13 protein-coding genes and 1 tRNA gene are annotated in these 17,234 nt (G+C 44.8%); all 14 read left to right on the top strand.

Annotated features, from left to right (window positions below; translation table 11 throughout):
• Positions 1 to 44: 44 nt before the first annotated feature.
• The 14 genes from deoC to fusA all read left to right on the top strand — a co-directional run bounded on the left by deoC (position 45) and on the right by fusA (position 17,203).
• Positions 45 to 794: a deoxyribose-phosphate aldolase gene (deoC, locus tag PNC201_RS01505; protein ID WP_102055951.1), complete on the top strand. Its 750-nt coding sequence runs from the start codon at positions 45 to 47 to the stop codon at positions 792 to 794.
• The gene (locus PNC201_RS01510; RefSeq protein ID WP_102055952.1) at positions 778 to 1,278 is read left to right on the top strand and encodes a hypothetical protein; all 501 of its coding nucleotides are present in this window, start codon (positions 778 to 780) and stop codon (positions 1,276 to 1,278) included. The genes deoC and PNC201_RS01510 overlap by 17 nt, the downstream gene beginning before the upstream one ends.
• Positions 1,279 to 1,374: 96 nt before the next feature.
• Positions 1,375 to 1,451 (top strand) — tRNA-Trp (locus PNC201_RS01515).
• A gap of 133 nt (positions 1,452 to 1,584) precedes the next feature.
• On the top strand, positions 1,585 to 1,962 hold the full coding sequence (secE, locus tag PNC201_RS01520; RefSeq protein WP_010376231.1) for a preprotein translocase subunit SecE: 378 nt from the start codon (positions 1,585 to 1,587) through the stop codon (positions 1,960 to 1,962).
• Positions 1,963 to 1,966: 4 nt separating this feature from the next.
• Complete coding sequence (gene nusG, locus PNC201_RS01525) at positions 1,967 to 2,524, top strand: transcription termination/antitermination protein NusG (protein WP_010376230.1); 558 nt, start codon at positions 1,967 to 1,969, stop codon at positions 2,522 to 2,524.
• Positions 2,525 to 2,691: 167 nt separating this feature from the next.
• Positions 2,692 to 3,120 (top strand): 50S ribosomal protein L11, encoded by a 429-nt coding sequence (gene rplK / locus PNC201_RS01530; RefSeq protein WP_010376229.1) that lies wholly within the window; start codon positions 2,692 to 2,694, stop codon positions 3,118 to 3,120.
• 6 nt (positions 3,121 to 3,126) lie between these two features.
• The gene (rplA, locus tag PNC201_RS01535; RefSeq protein ID WP_010376228.1) at positions 3,127 to 3,831 is read left to right on the top strand and encodes a 50S ribosomal protein L1; all 705 of its coding nucleotides are present in this window, start codon (positions 3,127 to 3,129) and stop codon (positions 3,829 to 3,831) included.
• 337 nt (positions 3,832 to 4,168) lie between these two features.
• Positions 4,169 to 4,663: a 50S ribosomal protein L10 gene (rplJ, locus tag PNC201_RS01540; RefSeq protein WP_010376227.1), complete on the top strand. Its 495-nt coding sequence runs from the start codon at positions 4,169 to 4,171 to the stop codon at positions 4,661 to 4,663.
• A gap of 71 nt (positions 4,664 to 4,734) precedes the next feature.
• Entirely contained in the window at positions 4,735 to 5,097 is a 363-nt protein-coding gene (rplL, locus tag PNC201_RS01545; protein WP_070982798.1) for a 50S ribosomal protein L7/L12, read from the top strand.
• A 350-nt stretch (positions 5,098 to 5,447) separates the two neighbouring features.
• Entirely contained in the window at positions 5,448 to 9,473 is a 4,026-nt protein-coding gene (gene rpoB / locus PNC201_RS01550; RefSeq protein WP_102055954.1) for a DNA-directed RNA polymerase subunit beta, read from the top strand.
• A 109-nt stretch (positions 9,474 to 9,582) separates the two neighbouring features.
• Positions 9,583 to 13,764 carry a DNA-directed RNA polymerase subunit beta' gene (gene rpoC, locus PNC201_RS01555; RefSeq protein WP_039494556.1) on the top strand — a complete coding sequence of 1,394 codons (4,182 nt, stop codon included), beginning with the start codon at positions 9,583 to 9,585 and terminating at the stop codon, positions 13,762 to 13,764.
• A 350-nt stretch (positions 13,765 to 14,114) separates the two neighbouring features.
• The gene (gene rpsL, locus PNC201_RS01560) at positions 14,115 to 14,489 is read left to right on the top strand and encodes a 30S ribosomal protein S12 (RefSeq protein ID WP_010367657.1); all 375 of its coding nucleotides are present in this window, start codon (positions 14,115 to 14,117) and stop codon (positions 14,487 to 14,489) included.
• A gap of 101 nt (positions 14,490 to 14,590) precedes the next feature.
• The gene (gene rpsG, locus PNC201_RS01565) at positions 14,591 to 15,061 is read left to right on the top strand and encodes a 30S ribosomal protein S7 (RefSeq protein ID WP_010376219.1); all 471 of its coding nucleotides are present in this window, start codon (positions 14,591 to 14,593) and stop codon (positions 15,059 to 15,061) included.
• Between the two features lie 27 nt (positions 15,062 to 15,088).
• Entirely contained in the window at positions 15,089 to 17,203 is a 2,115-nt protein-coding gene (fusA, locus tag PNC201_RS01570) for an elongation factor G (protein WP_102055956.1), read from the top strand.
• Positions 17,204 to 17,234 lie beyond the last annotated feature (31 nt).

Consider the following 17,234-nt stretch of genomic DNA (forward strand, 5'->3'; position numbering starts at 1 on the left):
AACAGGCCCTAGGCTTATTACATAGAATGAAAAGGAACACGGTAATGACTTTACAATCTGATGCTCGGTTGTCGCTGAGTTTAATGGATTTAACCTCTTTGAAAGAGGACGATACGCCGGCAAGTATTCTCGCATTATTGAATAGCATTAACCCTGATATCGGACTACCAGCGGCGATTTGTGTGTATCCGCAGTTTGTGATGTTAGTAAAAGAAGAGTTGGAAAAGCGTGAGTGGCCGCAGATAAAAGTGGCAACGGTGACCAACTTCCCATCTGGAGAACAAAAGCTCCAGCAGGTCGTTGCACAAACTCATTCAGCAATCGCAGATGGTGCCGACGAAATTGATCTTGTGCTTCCTTATCAGCAGCTGATGGCGGGTGACCCAGATACACCTTGGCAATATGTGCATTCAAGCAAGCTTGCTTGTCAAGGTAAAGCAAAGCTCAAGGTCATCATCGAAAGTGGCGTATTGGCTAAACCAAAGCTCATTGCGGAAGCCGCGCAGCTTGCCATTATGGCGGGCGCGGACTTTGTTAAAACAAGTACAGGAAAGGTTGCTGTCAATGCTACACCTGAAGCGGCTGAAGTTATCCTTAAGACAATCAAAAGCAGCGGTAAATCGGTTGGATTTAAAGCGGCCGGTGGAGTAAAGTCAGTAGTTGAAGCACAGCGATATTTACGATTGGCTGAAGAAATTATGGGGGCCGAGTGGCTCAATGCCAAGAATTTTAGATTCGGTGCTTCAAGCTTATTGAGTGATGTAGCAGTGGTTGTGAATGGACAGAGCGAGTGAAGCAGAAAAAATAAAACTTGAGCATGACGCGGCTAAACTGTTTTTACGCAGTTATGAAAAGCAGTTTGCAGTGCATATGCGCCATATTTGGCACAATGAGCCCAATAAACCGGACGTCAGTTGTTATCAAGGAAAAATACAGCTTGATATAGAAATAGCCCATTTTTATGCAAGTGAGAAAGAAGCGATGGCTGTGCTTGGACGTCAGCTGTCTCTCTCCACGCAAAGAGAGCTGGCGGCAATGAGTCAAGCCGCTGACTCCGATCAACTGAGTATCGGCTTACAGCGGCTGCTCAATCAAAAAGCCAAAAAATACTATGATTCACAACGTGTTTGGTTGTTAATTCGAAATGCTAGCCCCATCTATCATCTTGATGATTTTAAGCGCTTAAAAGCCACTTGGGAGATCCCTGATTGTCATCCATTTGAGCAAGTTTGGGTGCTTTGTGATTTTTATCACGGAGATTTATTGCGTCTTTTCTGAAGACGTCGTAAAACCAAGTTTAGATTAAATGTTACTTTGCATATCTTTTACACTTGTTTTCGTTTGCTTCGTCAGTATAATGGGCATCCACTTTGCAGGGGCGTAGTTCCAATTGGTAGAACAGCGGTCTCCAAAACCGATGGTTGCGGGTTCGAGTCCTGCCGCCCCTGCCAATTCAGCAACAAGTCCACATTTAAAATAACGTGACCCAAAACCACTTAAGTCGCTTATTTGTAAATTTGGATTGAATGGATTTACCCTGTTCTATGCGGGGTTGTTGTGTCTGTATTTAAGGTAAAATTGATTATGAGCACTAATGTTGAAAACTCGTCAAGCTCGATGGACACGGTAAAGTGGCTAGCTGCTATTGCACTTCTAACTGGTGCCGTAGTTGGTAATTATCTATATGCCGATTTATCTGTTTTAGTACGCGCTGTTGGCGTAGTTGCAGCTATCGCTGCGGCTTTGGGCATTTTGGTAACGACTGAAAAAGGCCGTACCTTTATCGCTTTTGCTAAAGAATCACGTATTGAAGTACGTAAAGTTATCTGGCCAACGCGTCAGGAAGCGACTCACACTACTTTCATCGTGATCATTGCAACGGTGATTATGGCATTAATCCTATGGGGATTAGATGGTATACTTTTCCGTGCAGTAGGCTTTTTAACTGGATTGGAGATCTGATCCCATGTCGGATGAGAACAAAGAAAAGAAATTACGTTGGTACGTGATCCAAGCGTTTTCGGGTTTTGAAAAACGCGTAGCACAAACCATTATCGAGCATATTAAAATCGAAGGGTTAGAAGACCTATTCGGTGAGATCCTTGTGCCGACTGAAGAAGTGGTTGAAATGCGTGCAGGTCAGAAACGTAAATCTGAGCGTAAATTCTTCCCTGGCTATGTATTAGTTCAAATGGTAATGGACGATGCTTCTTGGCACTTGGTGAATAGTACACCGCGTGTAATGGGCTTTGTTGGTGGTACGTCAGACCGTCCTGCACCAATCAGTCAAAAAGAAGCGGATCGTATTCTTAACCGTCTACAAGAAAATGCTGAAGCACCGAAACCTGCTACTTTATTTGAGCCGGGTGAAGTGGTTCGTGTTACAGATGGTCCATTTGCTGACTTCAACGGTGTGGTTGAAGAAGTGGATTACGAAAAGAGTCGCCTGAAAGTTTCGGTACTTATTTTCGGTCGTTCAACGCCTGTAGATCTAGAGTTTGGTCAGGTTGAGAAAGACAAATAAATTCTAACTTGAAAAAGTTGTCAAAGGCCGCTGATTAATCTATAATCAGCGGCCTTTTTGTTGTACGCAAAAATATGCGGCAAAAAGACTGAATTTTTTAACTGGGAAGCCGTTTGAGTACGCGTCCTCGCGCGCACGAGGCAAAGACCCACAATTGAGGTATTATCATGGCTAAGAAAGTTGAAGCTCTAATCAAGCTACAAGTTGCTGCTGGTATGGCTAACCCTAGTCCTCCAGTAGGTCCTGCACTAGGTCAACACGGTGTAAACATCATGGAATTCTGTAAAGCGTTCAACGCACGTACAGAGTCTATCGAAAAAGGCGCACCTGTTCCTGTTGTTATTTCTGTTTACAGTGACCGTTCTTTCACTTTTGAAATGAAGACTCCACCTGCGGCATACCTTCTTAAGAAGGCTGCTGGTATCAAGTCTGGTTCTGGTCGTCCTAACACTGAAAAAGTTGGTACAGTTACTCGTGCTCAACTTGAAGAGATCGTTGAGACGAAACGTCCAGATCTTACTGCTGCTGATATGGACGCAGCTGTACGCACGATTGCAGGTTCTGCACGTGCAATGGGCTTGAACGTAGAGGAGTAATTGAGAATGGCTAAATTAACTAAGCGTATGCGTACTATCCGCGAGAAAGTGGATGCGACTAAAGAGTACGAAATCAACGAAGCTGTTGCTCTTCTAAAAGAACTTGCTACTGCTAAGTTCGTTGAAAGTGTTGACGTTGCTGTAAACCTAGGTATTGATGCTCGTAAATCTGACCAAAACGTACGTGGTGCAACTGTACTACCTCACGGTACTGGTCGTGATGTACGCGTAGCGGTATTCACTCAAGGTGCAAATGCTGAAGCTGCTAAAGAAGCTGGTGCTGATTTAGTAGGTATGGAAGACCTTGCAGAGCAAGTTAAGAAAGGCGAAATGAACTTTGACGTTGTTGTTGCTTCTCCAGATGCAATGCGCGTTGTTGGTCAGCTAGGTCAAATCCTAGGTCCACGTGGTCTTATGCCTAACCCTAAGACAGGTACTGTAACGCCTAACGTTGCAGAAGCTGTTAAGAACGCTAAAGCTGGTCAGGTTCGTTACCGTAACGATAAGAACGGTATCATCCACACTACTATCGGTAAAGTAGACTTTGACGCTAACCAACTTCAAGAAAACCTTGAAGCGCTAATCATCGCGCTTAAGAAGGCTAAGCCTTCTACTGCAAAAGGTACTTTCGTGAAGAAAGTAAGCATCTCTACTACGATGGGTGCTGGTGTTGCTTTAGACCAAGCTACTCTAAATACTCAAGTAGTATAATTTAGAGTTTAGCGTTTACATGGCGTAAAAATTAGACTATAATTTTGCGCCATTTTGTAGAGAAGTGTGCTTCTTTACAAAGCAAAGAATTCGGGTTGAAGCGTATAATTTCGAAAATTGTTTCCATCATGGTCTACAATGAATCGATAAATTGCGCTTCCGTCCAAGACCGTAGGTGGCTTCGGCCTTAATCGTCCTACGTAGACGGTGTGAATCCCAGCTAGATTTTCCTAATCTTCTGGCTCTCGCCGTAAAAAGCATCTCTGCTAAAGTTTTTAGCAGGGTAGAGTAGAACTGAAAAACATGTTTGTTTTTCTATAAACCAGGAGTAACACCCATGGCTTTAAATCTTCAAGACAAAAAAGCAATTGTTGCTGAAGTCAACGAAGCTGCCAAAGGTGCTCTTTCAGCAGTTGTTGCTGATTCTCGTGGTGTAACAGTAGGTGCAATCACTGCTCTTCGTAAAGAAGCTCGTGAAGCTGGTGTATGGATGAAAGTTGTTCGTAACACCCTAGCTAGACGTGCGGTTGAAGGCACTGATTACGAATGCCTAAATGAATCACTAGTTGGTCCAAGCCTAATCGCTTTTTCTTCAGAGCACCCTGGTGCTGCTGCGCGTATCTTTGCAGATTTCGCGAAAAAGAACGAAGCATTTGAGCTTAAAACTGCTGCATTCGAAGGCAAAATCGTTGACGTAGATATGCTTGCTAAGCTACCTACTTACGACGAAGCTGTTGCACGCTTAATGAGCGCTATGAAAGAAGCGTCTGCTGGCAAATTGTGTAAAACAATTGAAGCGGTACGTGTACAGAAAGCTGAGCAAGCTGCTTAATTTAAGCAACGCTCCTTTCTTTAATAAATTTTTTGAACCGCATGGGTTCGTAAATAATTAGGAAATTTGAAATGTCTGTAACTAAAGACCAAATCCTTGACGCTATTGCTGAAATGTCAGTAATGGAAGTTGTTGAACTAGTTGAAGCTATGGAAGAGAAGTTCGGTGTAACTGCAGCTGCTGCTGTTGTTGCTGCTGGTCCTGCTGAAGCTGCTGAAGAAAAGACTGAGTTCGACGTAATCCTAGCTGCTGCTGGCGGTAACAAAGTTGCTGCAATCAAAGCGGTACGTGGCGCAACAGGTCTAGGCCTTAAAGAAGCTAAAGCGCTAGTTGAGTCTGCTCCTGCACCTATCAAAGAAGGTGTATCTAAGGAAGAAGCTGAAGCGCTTAAGAAAGATCTTGAAGAAGCTGGTGCTGAAGTTGAGATCAAGTAATCTAGCTCCCGCTAGGTTCGCTGCCTGAGAAATCAGGCAAGGGCTGGTGATTATTTAATCACCGGCCCTTTTGCGCTATAGAGATATGCATTTCTATCGTGCATAAATCTTCGAATTTCACTGTAATTTTCAATAACTTAGAAGTTTTTGTTGAAAATCGCAATGGCATTTGAAGTAACACTAATTTGATGACATTAACGATTTGAATATAGCCTGAATTGTGCTCATTTAAGCCGTTAGTTAAGCAAGTTAGTGTGACAATTTAGATGTTGTTATCATGGCTTAGATGCCAGTGAAGTCTGTTCAATTTTGGACAGGTTGGGTCAAAGATCAGCAAGCTGAGGAACCCCATGGCTTACTCTTATTCTGAAAAGAAACGTATCCGTAAGGATTTTGGTAAACGTCCACAGGTTTTGGACATACCTTTCCTACTGCAAATGCAGTTGGAATCGTTCGATAAGTTCATTGCGCCTGATGCCGATGGCGATACTGGATTGGAAGCTGCCTTCCGTTCTGTATTCCCTATCAAGAGCTACTCGGGCAACTCTGAACTTCAATACGTCAGTTATCGTATTGGCGAGCCAGTATTTGACGTTAAAGAATGTCAAATTCGCGGTGTGACATATTCTGCTCCACTTCGCGTTAAACTACGTCTTGTGCTAATGGACAAAGATGCACCTGGCACAGTCAAAGACATAAAAGAGCAAGAAGTTTACATGGGCGAAATCCCGCTCATGACAGACACCGGTACTTTTGTAATCAATGGTACTGAGCGTGTTATCGTTTCTCAGCTACACCGTTCACCTGGTGTATTCTTTGATAACGACCGTGGTAAATCACACTCATCTGGTAAAGTGTTATATAACGCACGTGTGATCCCTTACCGTGGCTCATGGCTTGACTTTGAATTCGACGTTAAAGATAACCTTTACGTTCGTATTGACCGTCGCCGTAAACTACCAGCATCTATCATCTTACGTGCGCTAGAGTTCACTTCAGACGAAATCTTGGCACTATTTTTTGAAACGACAAGTTTCGAAGTAAAAGATGGCAAAGTGTTGATGGAACTTGTGCCTTCACGCCTACGTGGTGAAACCGCTGCATTTGATATTAAAGATGCAAACGGTGACGTATTGGTTGAAAAAGGCCGTCGTATTACTGCACGCCACATTAAGAGCATCGAAAAGCAAGGCATCGACACTCTTGAAGTACCGCATGAGTACATCATCGGTCGTGTTGTTGCTAAAAACTATATCGACGAATCAACAGGCGAAGTGATTGCAGAAGCGAACTCTGAACTATCACTAGAGCTTATGGCTGAATTGGTGAAGGCAGGTCACTCAAAGATCGATACGCTTTACATCAACGAAGTAGACAGCGGTGCGTACATGTCAGAGACATTACGTGTTGATTCTACTAACAATCGCCTAGAAGCATTGGTAGAAATCTATCGCATGATGCGCCCTGGTGAGCCACCAACAAAAGAAGCTGCAGAAGCGTTATTTGATAACCTATTCTTCTCTGAAGAGCGCTACGACCTTTCAACCGTTGGTCGTATGAAGTTCAATAGCCGTGTTGGTTATGATTCAGACGAAGGTGACGGTACGCTATCTAAAGAAGATATCGTGAGCGTGATGAAGGTATTGATCGACATCCGTAACGGTAAAGGCGATGTTGATGACATCGACCACTTAGGTAACCGTCGTATCCGTTCTGTAGGTGAAATGGCTGAAAACCAATTCCGTGTAGGTCTTGTACGTGTTGAGCGTGCGGTACGTGAGCGTCTAAGTCTTGGTGACCTAGATAACGTTATGCCACAGGATTTGATCAACGCTAAGCCAATCTCTGCAGCAGTAAAAGAATTCTTTGGTTCTTCACAGCTTTCACAGTTTATGGACCAGAACAACCCGCTTTCAGAAGTAACGCACAAGCGTCGTATTTCTGCATTAGGTCCGGGTGGTCTAACTCGTGAGCGTGCTGGCTTCGAAGTACGTGACGTACACGTAACGCACTACGGTCGTGTTTGTCCTATCGAAACGCCTGAAGGTCCAAACATCGGTCTAATCAACTCGCTATCTACTTACGCGCGTACAAACGACTATGGTTTCTTAGAGACTCCATACCGCAAAGTAGTAGACGGTATCGTTACTGACGATGTTGATTACCTATCAGCAATTGAAGAAGGTCAGTTCGTTATCGCACAGGCGAATACAACGCTAACCGATGACAACCAATTTGCTGAAGAATTGATTCCATGTCGTTTTAAAGGTGAATCAACCTTTATGCCAAGCGACAGCATCCAGTATATGGACGTATCTCCACAGCAGGTAATCTCTGTGGCTGCAGCGCTTATCCCATTCCTAGAACACGATGACGCGAACCGCGCATTGATGGGATCGAACATGCAACGTCAAGCTGTACCTACACTACGTGCTGATAAGCCGCTAGTTGGTACTGGTATTGAGCGTACACTAGCGAAAGACTCTGGTGTAACAATCGTTGCTAAGCGTGGCGGTATCGTTAAGTATGCTGATGCAAGCCGTATTGTTGTTAACGTTAATGAAGATGAGCGCATCCAAGGTGAAGCGGGCATCGACATCTATAACTTAACTAAGTACACACGTTCAAACCAAAACACTTGTATCAACCAGAAACCAACTTGTATGGTTGGTGAGCCGGTGGTACGTGGTGACGTGCTTGCTGATGGTCCTTCAACAGACCTAGGTGATTTAGCACTTGGTCAGAACCTACGTGTAGCGTTCATGCCTTGGAATGGTTACAACTTCGAGGATTCAATCCTACTTTCAGAGAATGTTGTAAAAGAAGATCGTCTAACGACTATCCACATTCAAGAGCTTCAGTGTATTGCTCGTGATACTAAGCTTGGTCCAGAAGAAATCACTGCGGATATTCCAAACGTAGGTGAATCTGCACTAGGTAAGCTTGACGAATCAGGCGTTGTATATATCGGTGCTGAAGTGAAAGGCGGCGACATCCTTGTAGGTAAAGTAACGCCTAAAGGTGAAACGCAGCTAACACCTGAAGAAAAGCTACTACGCGCTATCTTCGGTGAAAAAGCGTCTGACGTTAAAGACAGCTCACTACGTGTACCAAACTCTGTATCTGGTACGGTTATCGACGTACAAGTGTTTACGCGTGACGGTGTTGAAAAAGACAAACGTGCACTAGAAGTTGAAGATATGCAGCTTCGCGAAGCGAAGAAAGACTTCAACGAAGAGTTCAGAATCCTTGAAGGCGGTATCCTGACTCACGCTCGTAACCTACTGATTAAATCAGGTATGAGTGAAGAGCAGCTTGCTGGCTTTAACACTGAGAAGCTACTAACGCAAAGTCTTGCTGATGAAGAGCACCAAGCAGAGCTTGAGCAACTAGCTGCACAGTATGACGAGCTTAAAGCTGACTACGATAAGCGTTTCGAGAACAAGCGTCGTAAGATCACTCAAGGTGATGATCTAGCGCCTGGCGTACTTAAGATTGTTAAAGTATACCTAGCTGTTAAACGTCGTATCCAACCTGGTGATAAGATGGCGGGTCGTCACGGTAACAAGGGTGTAATCTCAACTATCGTTCCTGTTGAAGACATGCCTTACGATGATAAAGGTCGTACTGTAGATATCGTACTTAACCCGCTGGGTGTACCATCTCGTATGAACATCGGTCAGATCCTAGAAACCCACATGGGTCTAGCTGCTCGTGGTATCGGCGAACGTCTTGAAGAAATGATGAAAGAGCAACGCGAAATTCACGAGCTACGCGAATTCATCAAGAAAGCTTACGAAATCGGTGACTGCCGTCAGAAAGTAGATATTGCTAACTTCTCTGATGATGAAATCCGTCGCTTGGCAGATAACCTTAAAGGTGGTCTTCCAATCGCAACACCAGCATTTGATGGTGCACGTGAAGCTGAAATCAAAGACATGCTAGAGCTTGGTGGTTATCCAAGAAGTGGTCAGGTAACGTTATATGATGGTCGTACTGGTGATGCATTTGAGCGTCAAGTAACAGTAGGCTACATGTACATGCTGAAACTGAACCACCTTGTTGATGACAAGATGCACGCGCGTTCAACAGGTTCTTACAGCCTAGTTACTCAGCAGCCGCTGGGTGGTAAGGCACAGTTCGGTGGTCAGCGTTTCGGTGAGATGGAGGTATGGGCACTAGAAGCATACGGTGCTGCCTACACGCTACAAGAAATGTTGACAGTGAAGTCGGATGACGTTAACGGTCGTACTAAGATGTATAAGAACATCGTAGACGGTAACCACAAGATGGAACCGGGTATGCCTGAGTCGTTCAACGTACTGTTGAAAGAAATCCGCTCGCTAGGTATCAACATCGAGTTGGAAGAAATTTAATCCGACCGCCGCAGTGCGCTGCGGCGTTGCATAACTGCAACCGGACTGAAAAGAATGTAGGGGTGAGCGCGGCTTGCCCTCAAGATTAACCTCCGACAGGAGAGCTAAGGTGAAAGACTTACTTAAGTTTCTGAAGCAACAAAATAAGACCGAAGAATTCGATGCAATTCGTATTGGTCTTGCTTCGCCAGACATGGTGCGTTCATGGTCTTACGGTGAAGTAAAGAAACCTGAGACAATCAACTACCGTACTTTCAAGCCTGAGCGTGATGGCTTATTCTGTGCCCGTATCTTCGGCCCAGTAAAAGATTACGAGTGTTTGTGTGGTAAATACAAGCGCTTGAAGCACCGTGGTGTTATCTGTGAAAAGTGTGGCGTTGAAGTAACGCTAACAAAAGTACGTCGTGACCGTATGGGTCACATCGAGCTGGCTAGCCCAGTTGCGCATATTTGGTTCTTGAAATCACTTCCGTCACGTATCGGCCTAATGCTAGATATGACGCTTCGTGATATCGAGCGCGTACTTTATTTCGAATCATTCGTGGTAACTGAGCCAGGTATGACTACGCTTGAGCGCGGTCAACTACTAGGTGAAGAAGAATACCTAGATGCACTTGAAGAGCACGGTGATGAGTTTGAAGCGAAGATGGGTGCAGAAGCTGTACTTGATCTACTTCGTGACCTAGACCTTGGTCAGTTAATCGCTGAAATGCGTGAAGAGTTGCCAACAATCAACTCTGAAACTAAGCGTAAGAAAATCACTAAGCGTCTTAAACTAATGGAAGCGTTCCACCAATCAGGTAACAACCCTGAGTGGATGGTAATGAGCGTGCTACCGGTTCTTCCACCAGATCTACGTCCTCTAGTACCACTAGACGGCGGTCGTTTTGCGACTTCAGATCTGAACGACCTTTACCGTCGTGTGATCAACCGTAACAACCGTTTGAAGCGTCTTCTAGACCTAGCTGCACCAGACATCATCGTACGTAACGAAAAGCGTATGCTTCAAGAAGCGGTTGATGCGCTACTTGATAATGGTCGTCGTGGCCGTGCAATTACGGGTTCTAACAAGCGTCCACTTAAGTCGCTTGCTGACATGATCAAAGGTAAGCAAGGTCGTTTCCGTCAAAACCTTCTAGGTAAGCGTGTTGACTACTCAGGCCGTTCTGTTATCACCGTTGGTCCTACGCTGAAACTACATCAGTGTGGTCTACCTAAAAAGATGGCACTTGAGCTATTCAAGCCATTTATCTACGGTAAACTAGAGCGCCGTGGTATGGCGACAACCATCAAAGCTGCGAAGAAGATGGTTGAGCGTGAAGTACCAGAAGTTTGGGACGTACTAGATGAAGTTATCCGTGAGCACCCGGTTTTACTTAACCGTGCGCCAACACTTCACCGTCTAGGTATCCAAGCATTCGAACCTGTACTTATCGAAGGTAAAGCGATTCACCTGCACCCGCTAGTGTGTGCGGCGTATAACGCTGACTTCGATGGTGACCAAATGGCTGTTCACGTACCACTGACGCTTGAAGCGCAGTTGGAAGCGCGTGCATTGATGATGTCTACCAACAACATCCTAGCACCAGCTAACGGTGAACCAATCATCGTTCCTTCACAGGACGTTGTACTAGGTCTTTACTACATGACTCGCGATCGTATCAACGGTAAAGGTGAAGGCACTGTATTTAAAGATGCTAAAGAAGCAGAAAAAGCATACCGTGTAGGTGCAGCTGAGCTTCACGCTCGTGTTAAAGTGCGTATCACAGAAGTGACTATCGACGAAGAAACACGTGAGCGCGGCACGTTAACTCACCTAGTAGATACGACAGTAGGTCGTGCAATCCTTTCATTGAATATCCCTGAAGGCTTGCCGTTTGAACTGATCAACAAACCACTAGGTAAGAAACAAATTTCTGGTCTTCTTAACGAGTGTTACCGTCGTCTAGGTCTTAAAGATACTGTTATCTTTGCTGACCAAGTGATGTATACCGGTTTCCACTACGCGATGAAATCAGGTGTTTCTATCGGTATCAATGACATGGTAATCCCACCAACTAAAGGTGAGATCATCGATCGTGCGGAAGCTGAAGTTGCAGAAATCAACCAACAGTTCCAATCAGGTCTTGTAACTGCCGGTGAGAAATACAACAAAGTTATCGATATCTGGTCACGTGTAAACGAAAACCTTTCTCGCGAGATGATGGCTAACCTTTCAAAAGAAACGGTCATCAACGCTGAAGGCAACGAAGAAGAGCAACCGTCATTTAACTCAGTGTTTATGATGGCAGACTCTGGCGCTCGTGGTAGTGCTGCTCAGATCCGTCAGCTAGCGGGTATGCGTGGTCTAATGGCACGTCCAGATGGTTCAATCATCGAAACGCCAATTACAGCGAACTTCCGTGAAGGTCTAAACGTACTACAGTACTTTATCTCGACGCACGGTGCGCGTAAGGGTCTAGCGGATACGGCACTTAAGACAGCGAACTCGGGTTACCTAACTCGTCGTCTAGTAGACGTAGCACAAGATTTGGTTATCAATGAATCAGACTGTGGTACCGAAGAAGGTCTAGTAATGAAGCCGCTAATTGAAGGTGGTGACGTTGTAGAGCCGCTTCGTGAGCGTGTACTAGGTCGTGTTGTTGCTGAAGACGTGGTTAAGCCTGGTACAACAGAAGTACTGGTTGAACGTAACGTAATGATTGACGAAAAACTGTGTGACCTTCTAGAAGAGCACTCAGTAGACGAAGTTAAAGTACGTTCTGTAATCACCTGTCAAAACGACTTTGGTGTGTGTGCACACTGTTATGGTCGTGACTTGGCACGTGGCCACATCATCAACCCTGGTGAAGCAGTTGGTGTAATCGCGGCACAGTCAATCGGTGAGCCGGGTACACAGCTTACGATGCGTACATTCCACATCGGTGGTGCGGCATCACGAGCTTCTGCAGAGAACAGTGTTCAAGTTAAGAACAATGGTAATCTGAAACTTCACAATGCGAAGTTTGTAATCAATGCTGATGGCAAAATCGTTATCACGTCTCGTTCAACTGAGATCACGATAATCGATGAGCACGGTCGTGAGAAAGAGCGTTATAAAGTTCCTTACGGTGCAGTATTAACTGTACAAGATGGTGCTGACGTTAAAGGTAACGATATCGTTGCTACTTGGGACCCGCATAGTCACCCAATCATCATTGAACATGAGTCAAAAGTATCGTTCAGCGATATTGATGATTCAAACACTGAAGCACAGACTGATGAATTAACTGGTCTAACACGTGTGGTTGTTAAGGATCTTGCGAAAGTAAACGCGAAAGAGCCTAAACTAATCATTGAGAATGAAGAACGTGGTCTTCAAGAGATCCGTCTACCTTCATTCACAACGATTGAAATCACAGATGGTGCAACAGTACTACCTGGTTCGGTACTGGCTCGTATTCCACAAGAAGGTTCGAAGACTCGTGACATCACGGGTGGTCTACCTCGAGTTGCTGACCTATTCGAAGCGCGTAAGCCAAAAGATCCTGCAATTCTTGCAGAAATCACAGGTACCGTTAGCTTCGGTAAAGAGACTAAAGGTAAGAAACGTCTTGTGATCACACCGGAAGAGGGTGATGCATACGAAGAGATGATCCCGAAATGGCGTCAGCTTAACGTGTTCGAAGGTGAGCAAGTGGCTAAAGGTGAAGTAATCGCCGATGGTCCAGAGTCTCCGCACGACATCCTACGTCTACGTGGTGTTACTGATGTATCTAACTACATCACTAACGAAGTACAAGAAGTATACCGCCTACAGGGTGTAAAGATTAACGATAAGCACATTGAGACTATCGTTCGTCAGATGCTTCGTAAGTGTATCATCCTTGATGGTGGTGACAGTGAGTTCCTAGTAGGCGAGCAAGCTGAAGTTGCACGTGTAAACATCGCTAACCGTGAACTAGAAATGCAAGGTAAGATCCCAGCTAAGTTTGAAATCCAACTAATGGGTATTACTAAAGCGTCACTTGCGACTGAATCGTTTATTTCTGCGGCATCGTTCCAGGAAACAACACGTGTTCTAACCGAAGCTGCGGTTAACGGTAAGAGCGATGAGCTACGTGGTTTGAAAGAAAACGTAATCGTGGGTCGTTTGATCCCTGCGGGTACAGGTTTCGCATACCATGAAGAGCGCATCAACCGTCGTAAGCAAGGTGAAGCAGCTGTTGAAGAGCAAACAGTAAGTGCTGAAGAGGCAACTCAAGCGCTAACAGACGCACTAAACGCTGATTTACTAGGTGGCAACGAGTAATCCTCGCCATTTAGCTAATTAATTGAAAAACCGCTGTGTGAATGCAGCGGTTTTTTTATGCCTTTTCAACTCGCTGGTCGAATTGCCATCAAAGCGTCACATCAATATGTATACTGCAACAAAGGTTTTTCAATGCAATCGTCAACTTTTGTTAACTTTCAATAGCTTCGCAGACAAAACCATCCGAATTGCATGCATTTACTTAGCGCTGATGACGACTTTTGGTTGACAGGTTAAACTTTGGTCATTAAAATTCGGCCACCCATTTTAGTCGTTCAAGAAAATTGGATTTGACCTAAATGGTAAGATTTTATTTTTCAGTAGTAATTTATTAATTCAGGAGCTATTTAATGGCAACTATTAACCAGCTAGTGCGTAAGCCACGTCGTAGCAAGGTTACAAAGAGCAACTCAGCTGCTCTTAAAGCTTGTCCACAAAAGCGTGGTGTATGTACTCGTGTATATACAACAACACCTAAGAAACCAAACTCTGCATTACGTAAAGTAGCGCGTGTACGTTTAACTAACGGTTTCGAAGTAACTTCATACATTGGTGGTGAAGGTCACAACCTACAAGAGCACAGTGTAATCCTAATCCGTGGTGGTCGTGTTAAAGACTTACCAGGTGTGCGTTTCCACACTGTTCGTGGTGCACTTGACTGTGCAGGCGTAAACGACCGTAGACAGGCTCGTTCTAAGTACGGTGCAAAACGTCCTAAGGGCTAATGGTTCTCCGTTAGTAAGGCCAAGCACTTAAGTTTTAAATTTTTATATATTGTTTTGGGAATCCGTGTTTAGCACGGACCTGAAGATACCGGAGAAAGAAAATGCCTAGAAGACGCGTAATAGGTCAACGTAAAATTCTTCCAGATCCGAAGTTCGGATCAGAGCTTCTTGCTAAATTCGTTAACGTAGTAATGCTTGACGGCAAGAAATCTACTGCTGAAAAAATTGTATATGGTGCGCTAGACGTGGCTGCTGAAAAATCAGGCAAGTCGCACCTAGAAATCTTTGAATCTGCACTTGATAACGTTCGCCCACAGGTAGAGGTTAAATCTCGCCGTGTTGGTGGTTCAACGTACCAAGTACCAGTTGAAGTACGTCCAGTGCGTCGTAACGCACTAGGTATGCGTTGGTTGGTTGAAGCTGCACGTAAGCGTGGCGAGAAATCAATGGGTCTTCGTCTTGCTCAAGAGATGATCGACGCTGCTGAAAACAAAGGCACTGCGGTTAAGAAACGTGAAGACGTTCACCGTATGGCTGAAGCGAACAAAGCATTCGCTCACTACCGTTGGTAATCTGCTAACACCCTTTAAGAGGATATTATGGCACGGACAACTCCGATTGAGCGTTACCGTAACATCGGTATATGCGCTCACGTAGATGCGGGTAAGACAACTACAACCGAACGTGTACTTTTCTATACTGGTCTTTCTCATAAGATTGGTGAAGTACACGACGGCGCCGCAACTATGGACTGGATGGAGCAGGAGCAAGAGCGTGGTATCACGATCACTTCTGCTGCAACAACGTGTTTCTGGAAAGGGATGGATGCTCAGTTTGATGAGCATCGTGTAAACATCATCGATACTCCAGGACACGTAGATTTTACTATCGAAGTAGAGCGTTCATTGCGCGTACTTGATGGTGCTGTTGTTGTGTTATGTGCTTCATCAGGTGTGCAACCGCAAACTGAGACCGTTTGGCGTCAGGCAAATAAATACGAAGTACCACGTATGATTTTCGTCAATAAGATGGATCGTACGGGGGCTAATTTCTTGTCTGTTGTTGAACAAGTTAAAAAACGTCTCGGTGCTACACCTGTGCCTATTCAGCTACCAATTGGTGCTGAAGATGAATTTAAAGGTGTTATTGACCTTATCAAGATGAAAGCGATTAACTGGAATGAAGAAGACCAGGGAATGACTTTCAACTATGAAGAGGTCCCTGCAGATCTTCTTGAGCTTGCTGAAGAATGGCGTTCTCATCTAATTGAGAGCGCTGCAGAAGCTTCTGAAGAGCTAATGGAAAAATATCTTGAAGATGGTGAGTTGAGCGAAGAAGAGATTAAATCAGCCCTTCGCCAACGCACATTGGCCAATGAAATTGTGCCAATGACGACAGGTAGTGCATTCAAGAACAAAGGTGTTCAGGCTGTGCTTGACGCTGTGATTGAATTCATGCCTTCGCCTACTGAAGTAAAAGCTATCCAAGGTGTCTTAGAAGACGAATCCGAAGATACGCGTGAAGCTGACGATAATGCACCGTTTGCGGCGCTTGCATTTAAGATCGCAACCGATCCATTCGTTGGCACACTTACTTTCTTCCGAGTTTACTCTGGTAAAGTTAGCCAAGGTGATTCGGTACTAAATCCTGTTAAAGGTAAAAAAGAGCGTTTTGGACGTATTGTTCAAATGCACTCAAACTCGCGTGAAGAGATTAAAGAAGTTCATGCGGGTGACATCGCGGCTGCTATCGGCCTAAAAGATGTAACTACTGGTGATACACTTTGTGCTCAAGAAGCGCCAATTACGTTAGAGCGTATGGAGTTTCCTGAGCCTGTAATCTCGGTCGCAGTAGAACCTAAAACAGTAGCTGACCAAGAAAAAATGGGCGTTGCGCTTGGTAAACTTGCAGCAGAAGATCCTTCATTCCGTGTAGAAACGGACGAAGAATCGGGTCAGACGATTATCTCTGGTATGGGTGAACTTCACTTAGATATCATTGTCGATCGGATGAAGCGTGAGTTTAACGTTGTGTGTAACGTTGGTAAGCCTCAGGTTGCATACCGCGAAACTATCCGAGCTTCTGTTGAAGCTGAAGGTAAGTTTGTGCGCCAATCTGGTGGTCGTGGTCAATATGGTCACGTTTGGTTGAAGCTAGAACCAATGGATGTCTCTGATGATGATGCGCCAATATACGAATTCGTTAACGAAATCGTAGGTGGTACAGTACCAAAAGAGTATATCCCAGCGGTTGATAAAGGTATTCAAGAGCAGATGAAGCAAGGTGTTCTTGCCGGTTATCCGCTATTGGGTGTTAAAGCTACTCTGTTTGATGGCTCGTTCCACGATGTTGACTCAAACGAGATGGCGTTTAAGATCGCAGGTTCGATGGGCTTTAGAAAGGGCGCGCTTGAAGCAAGTCCGGTTCTACTTGAGCCTGTCATGAAAGTAGAAGTAATCACCCCTGAAGAAAACATGGGTGATGTAGTAGGCGACTTAAACCGTCGTCGTGGCATAATTGAAGGCATGGAAGAAGCATTTGGTGGCTCGAAGCAAATTAATGCTCAGGTACCGCTTTCTGAAATGTTTGGTTATGCAACAGACTTACGCTCCGCTACACAAGGGCGCGCATCATACTCTATGGAATTCCTAAAGTATGCTGAAGCGGCTAAAAACGTAGCTGATGCAATAATTGCAGCTCGCGCTGTTAAGTAATTTTAGTTCGGTCCGGTCTTAGGGCTGGACT

Origin of the sequence: Pseudoalteromonas sp. NC201 (genome assembly GCF_002850255.1) — a bacterium.
Taxonomy (GTDB): domain Bacteria; phylum Pseudomonadota; class Gammaproteobacteria; order Enterobacterales; family Alteromonadaceae; genus Pseudoalteromonas.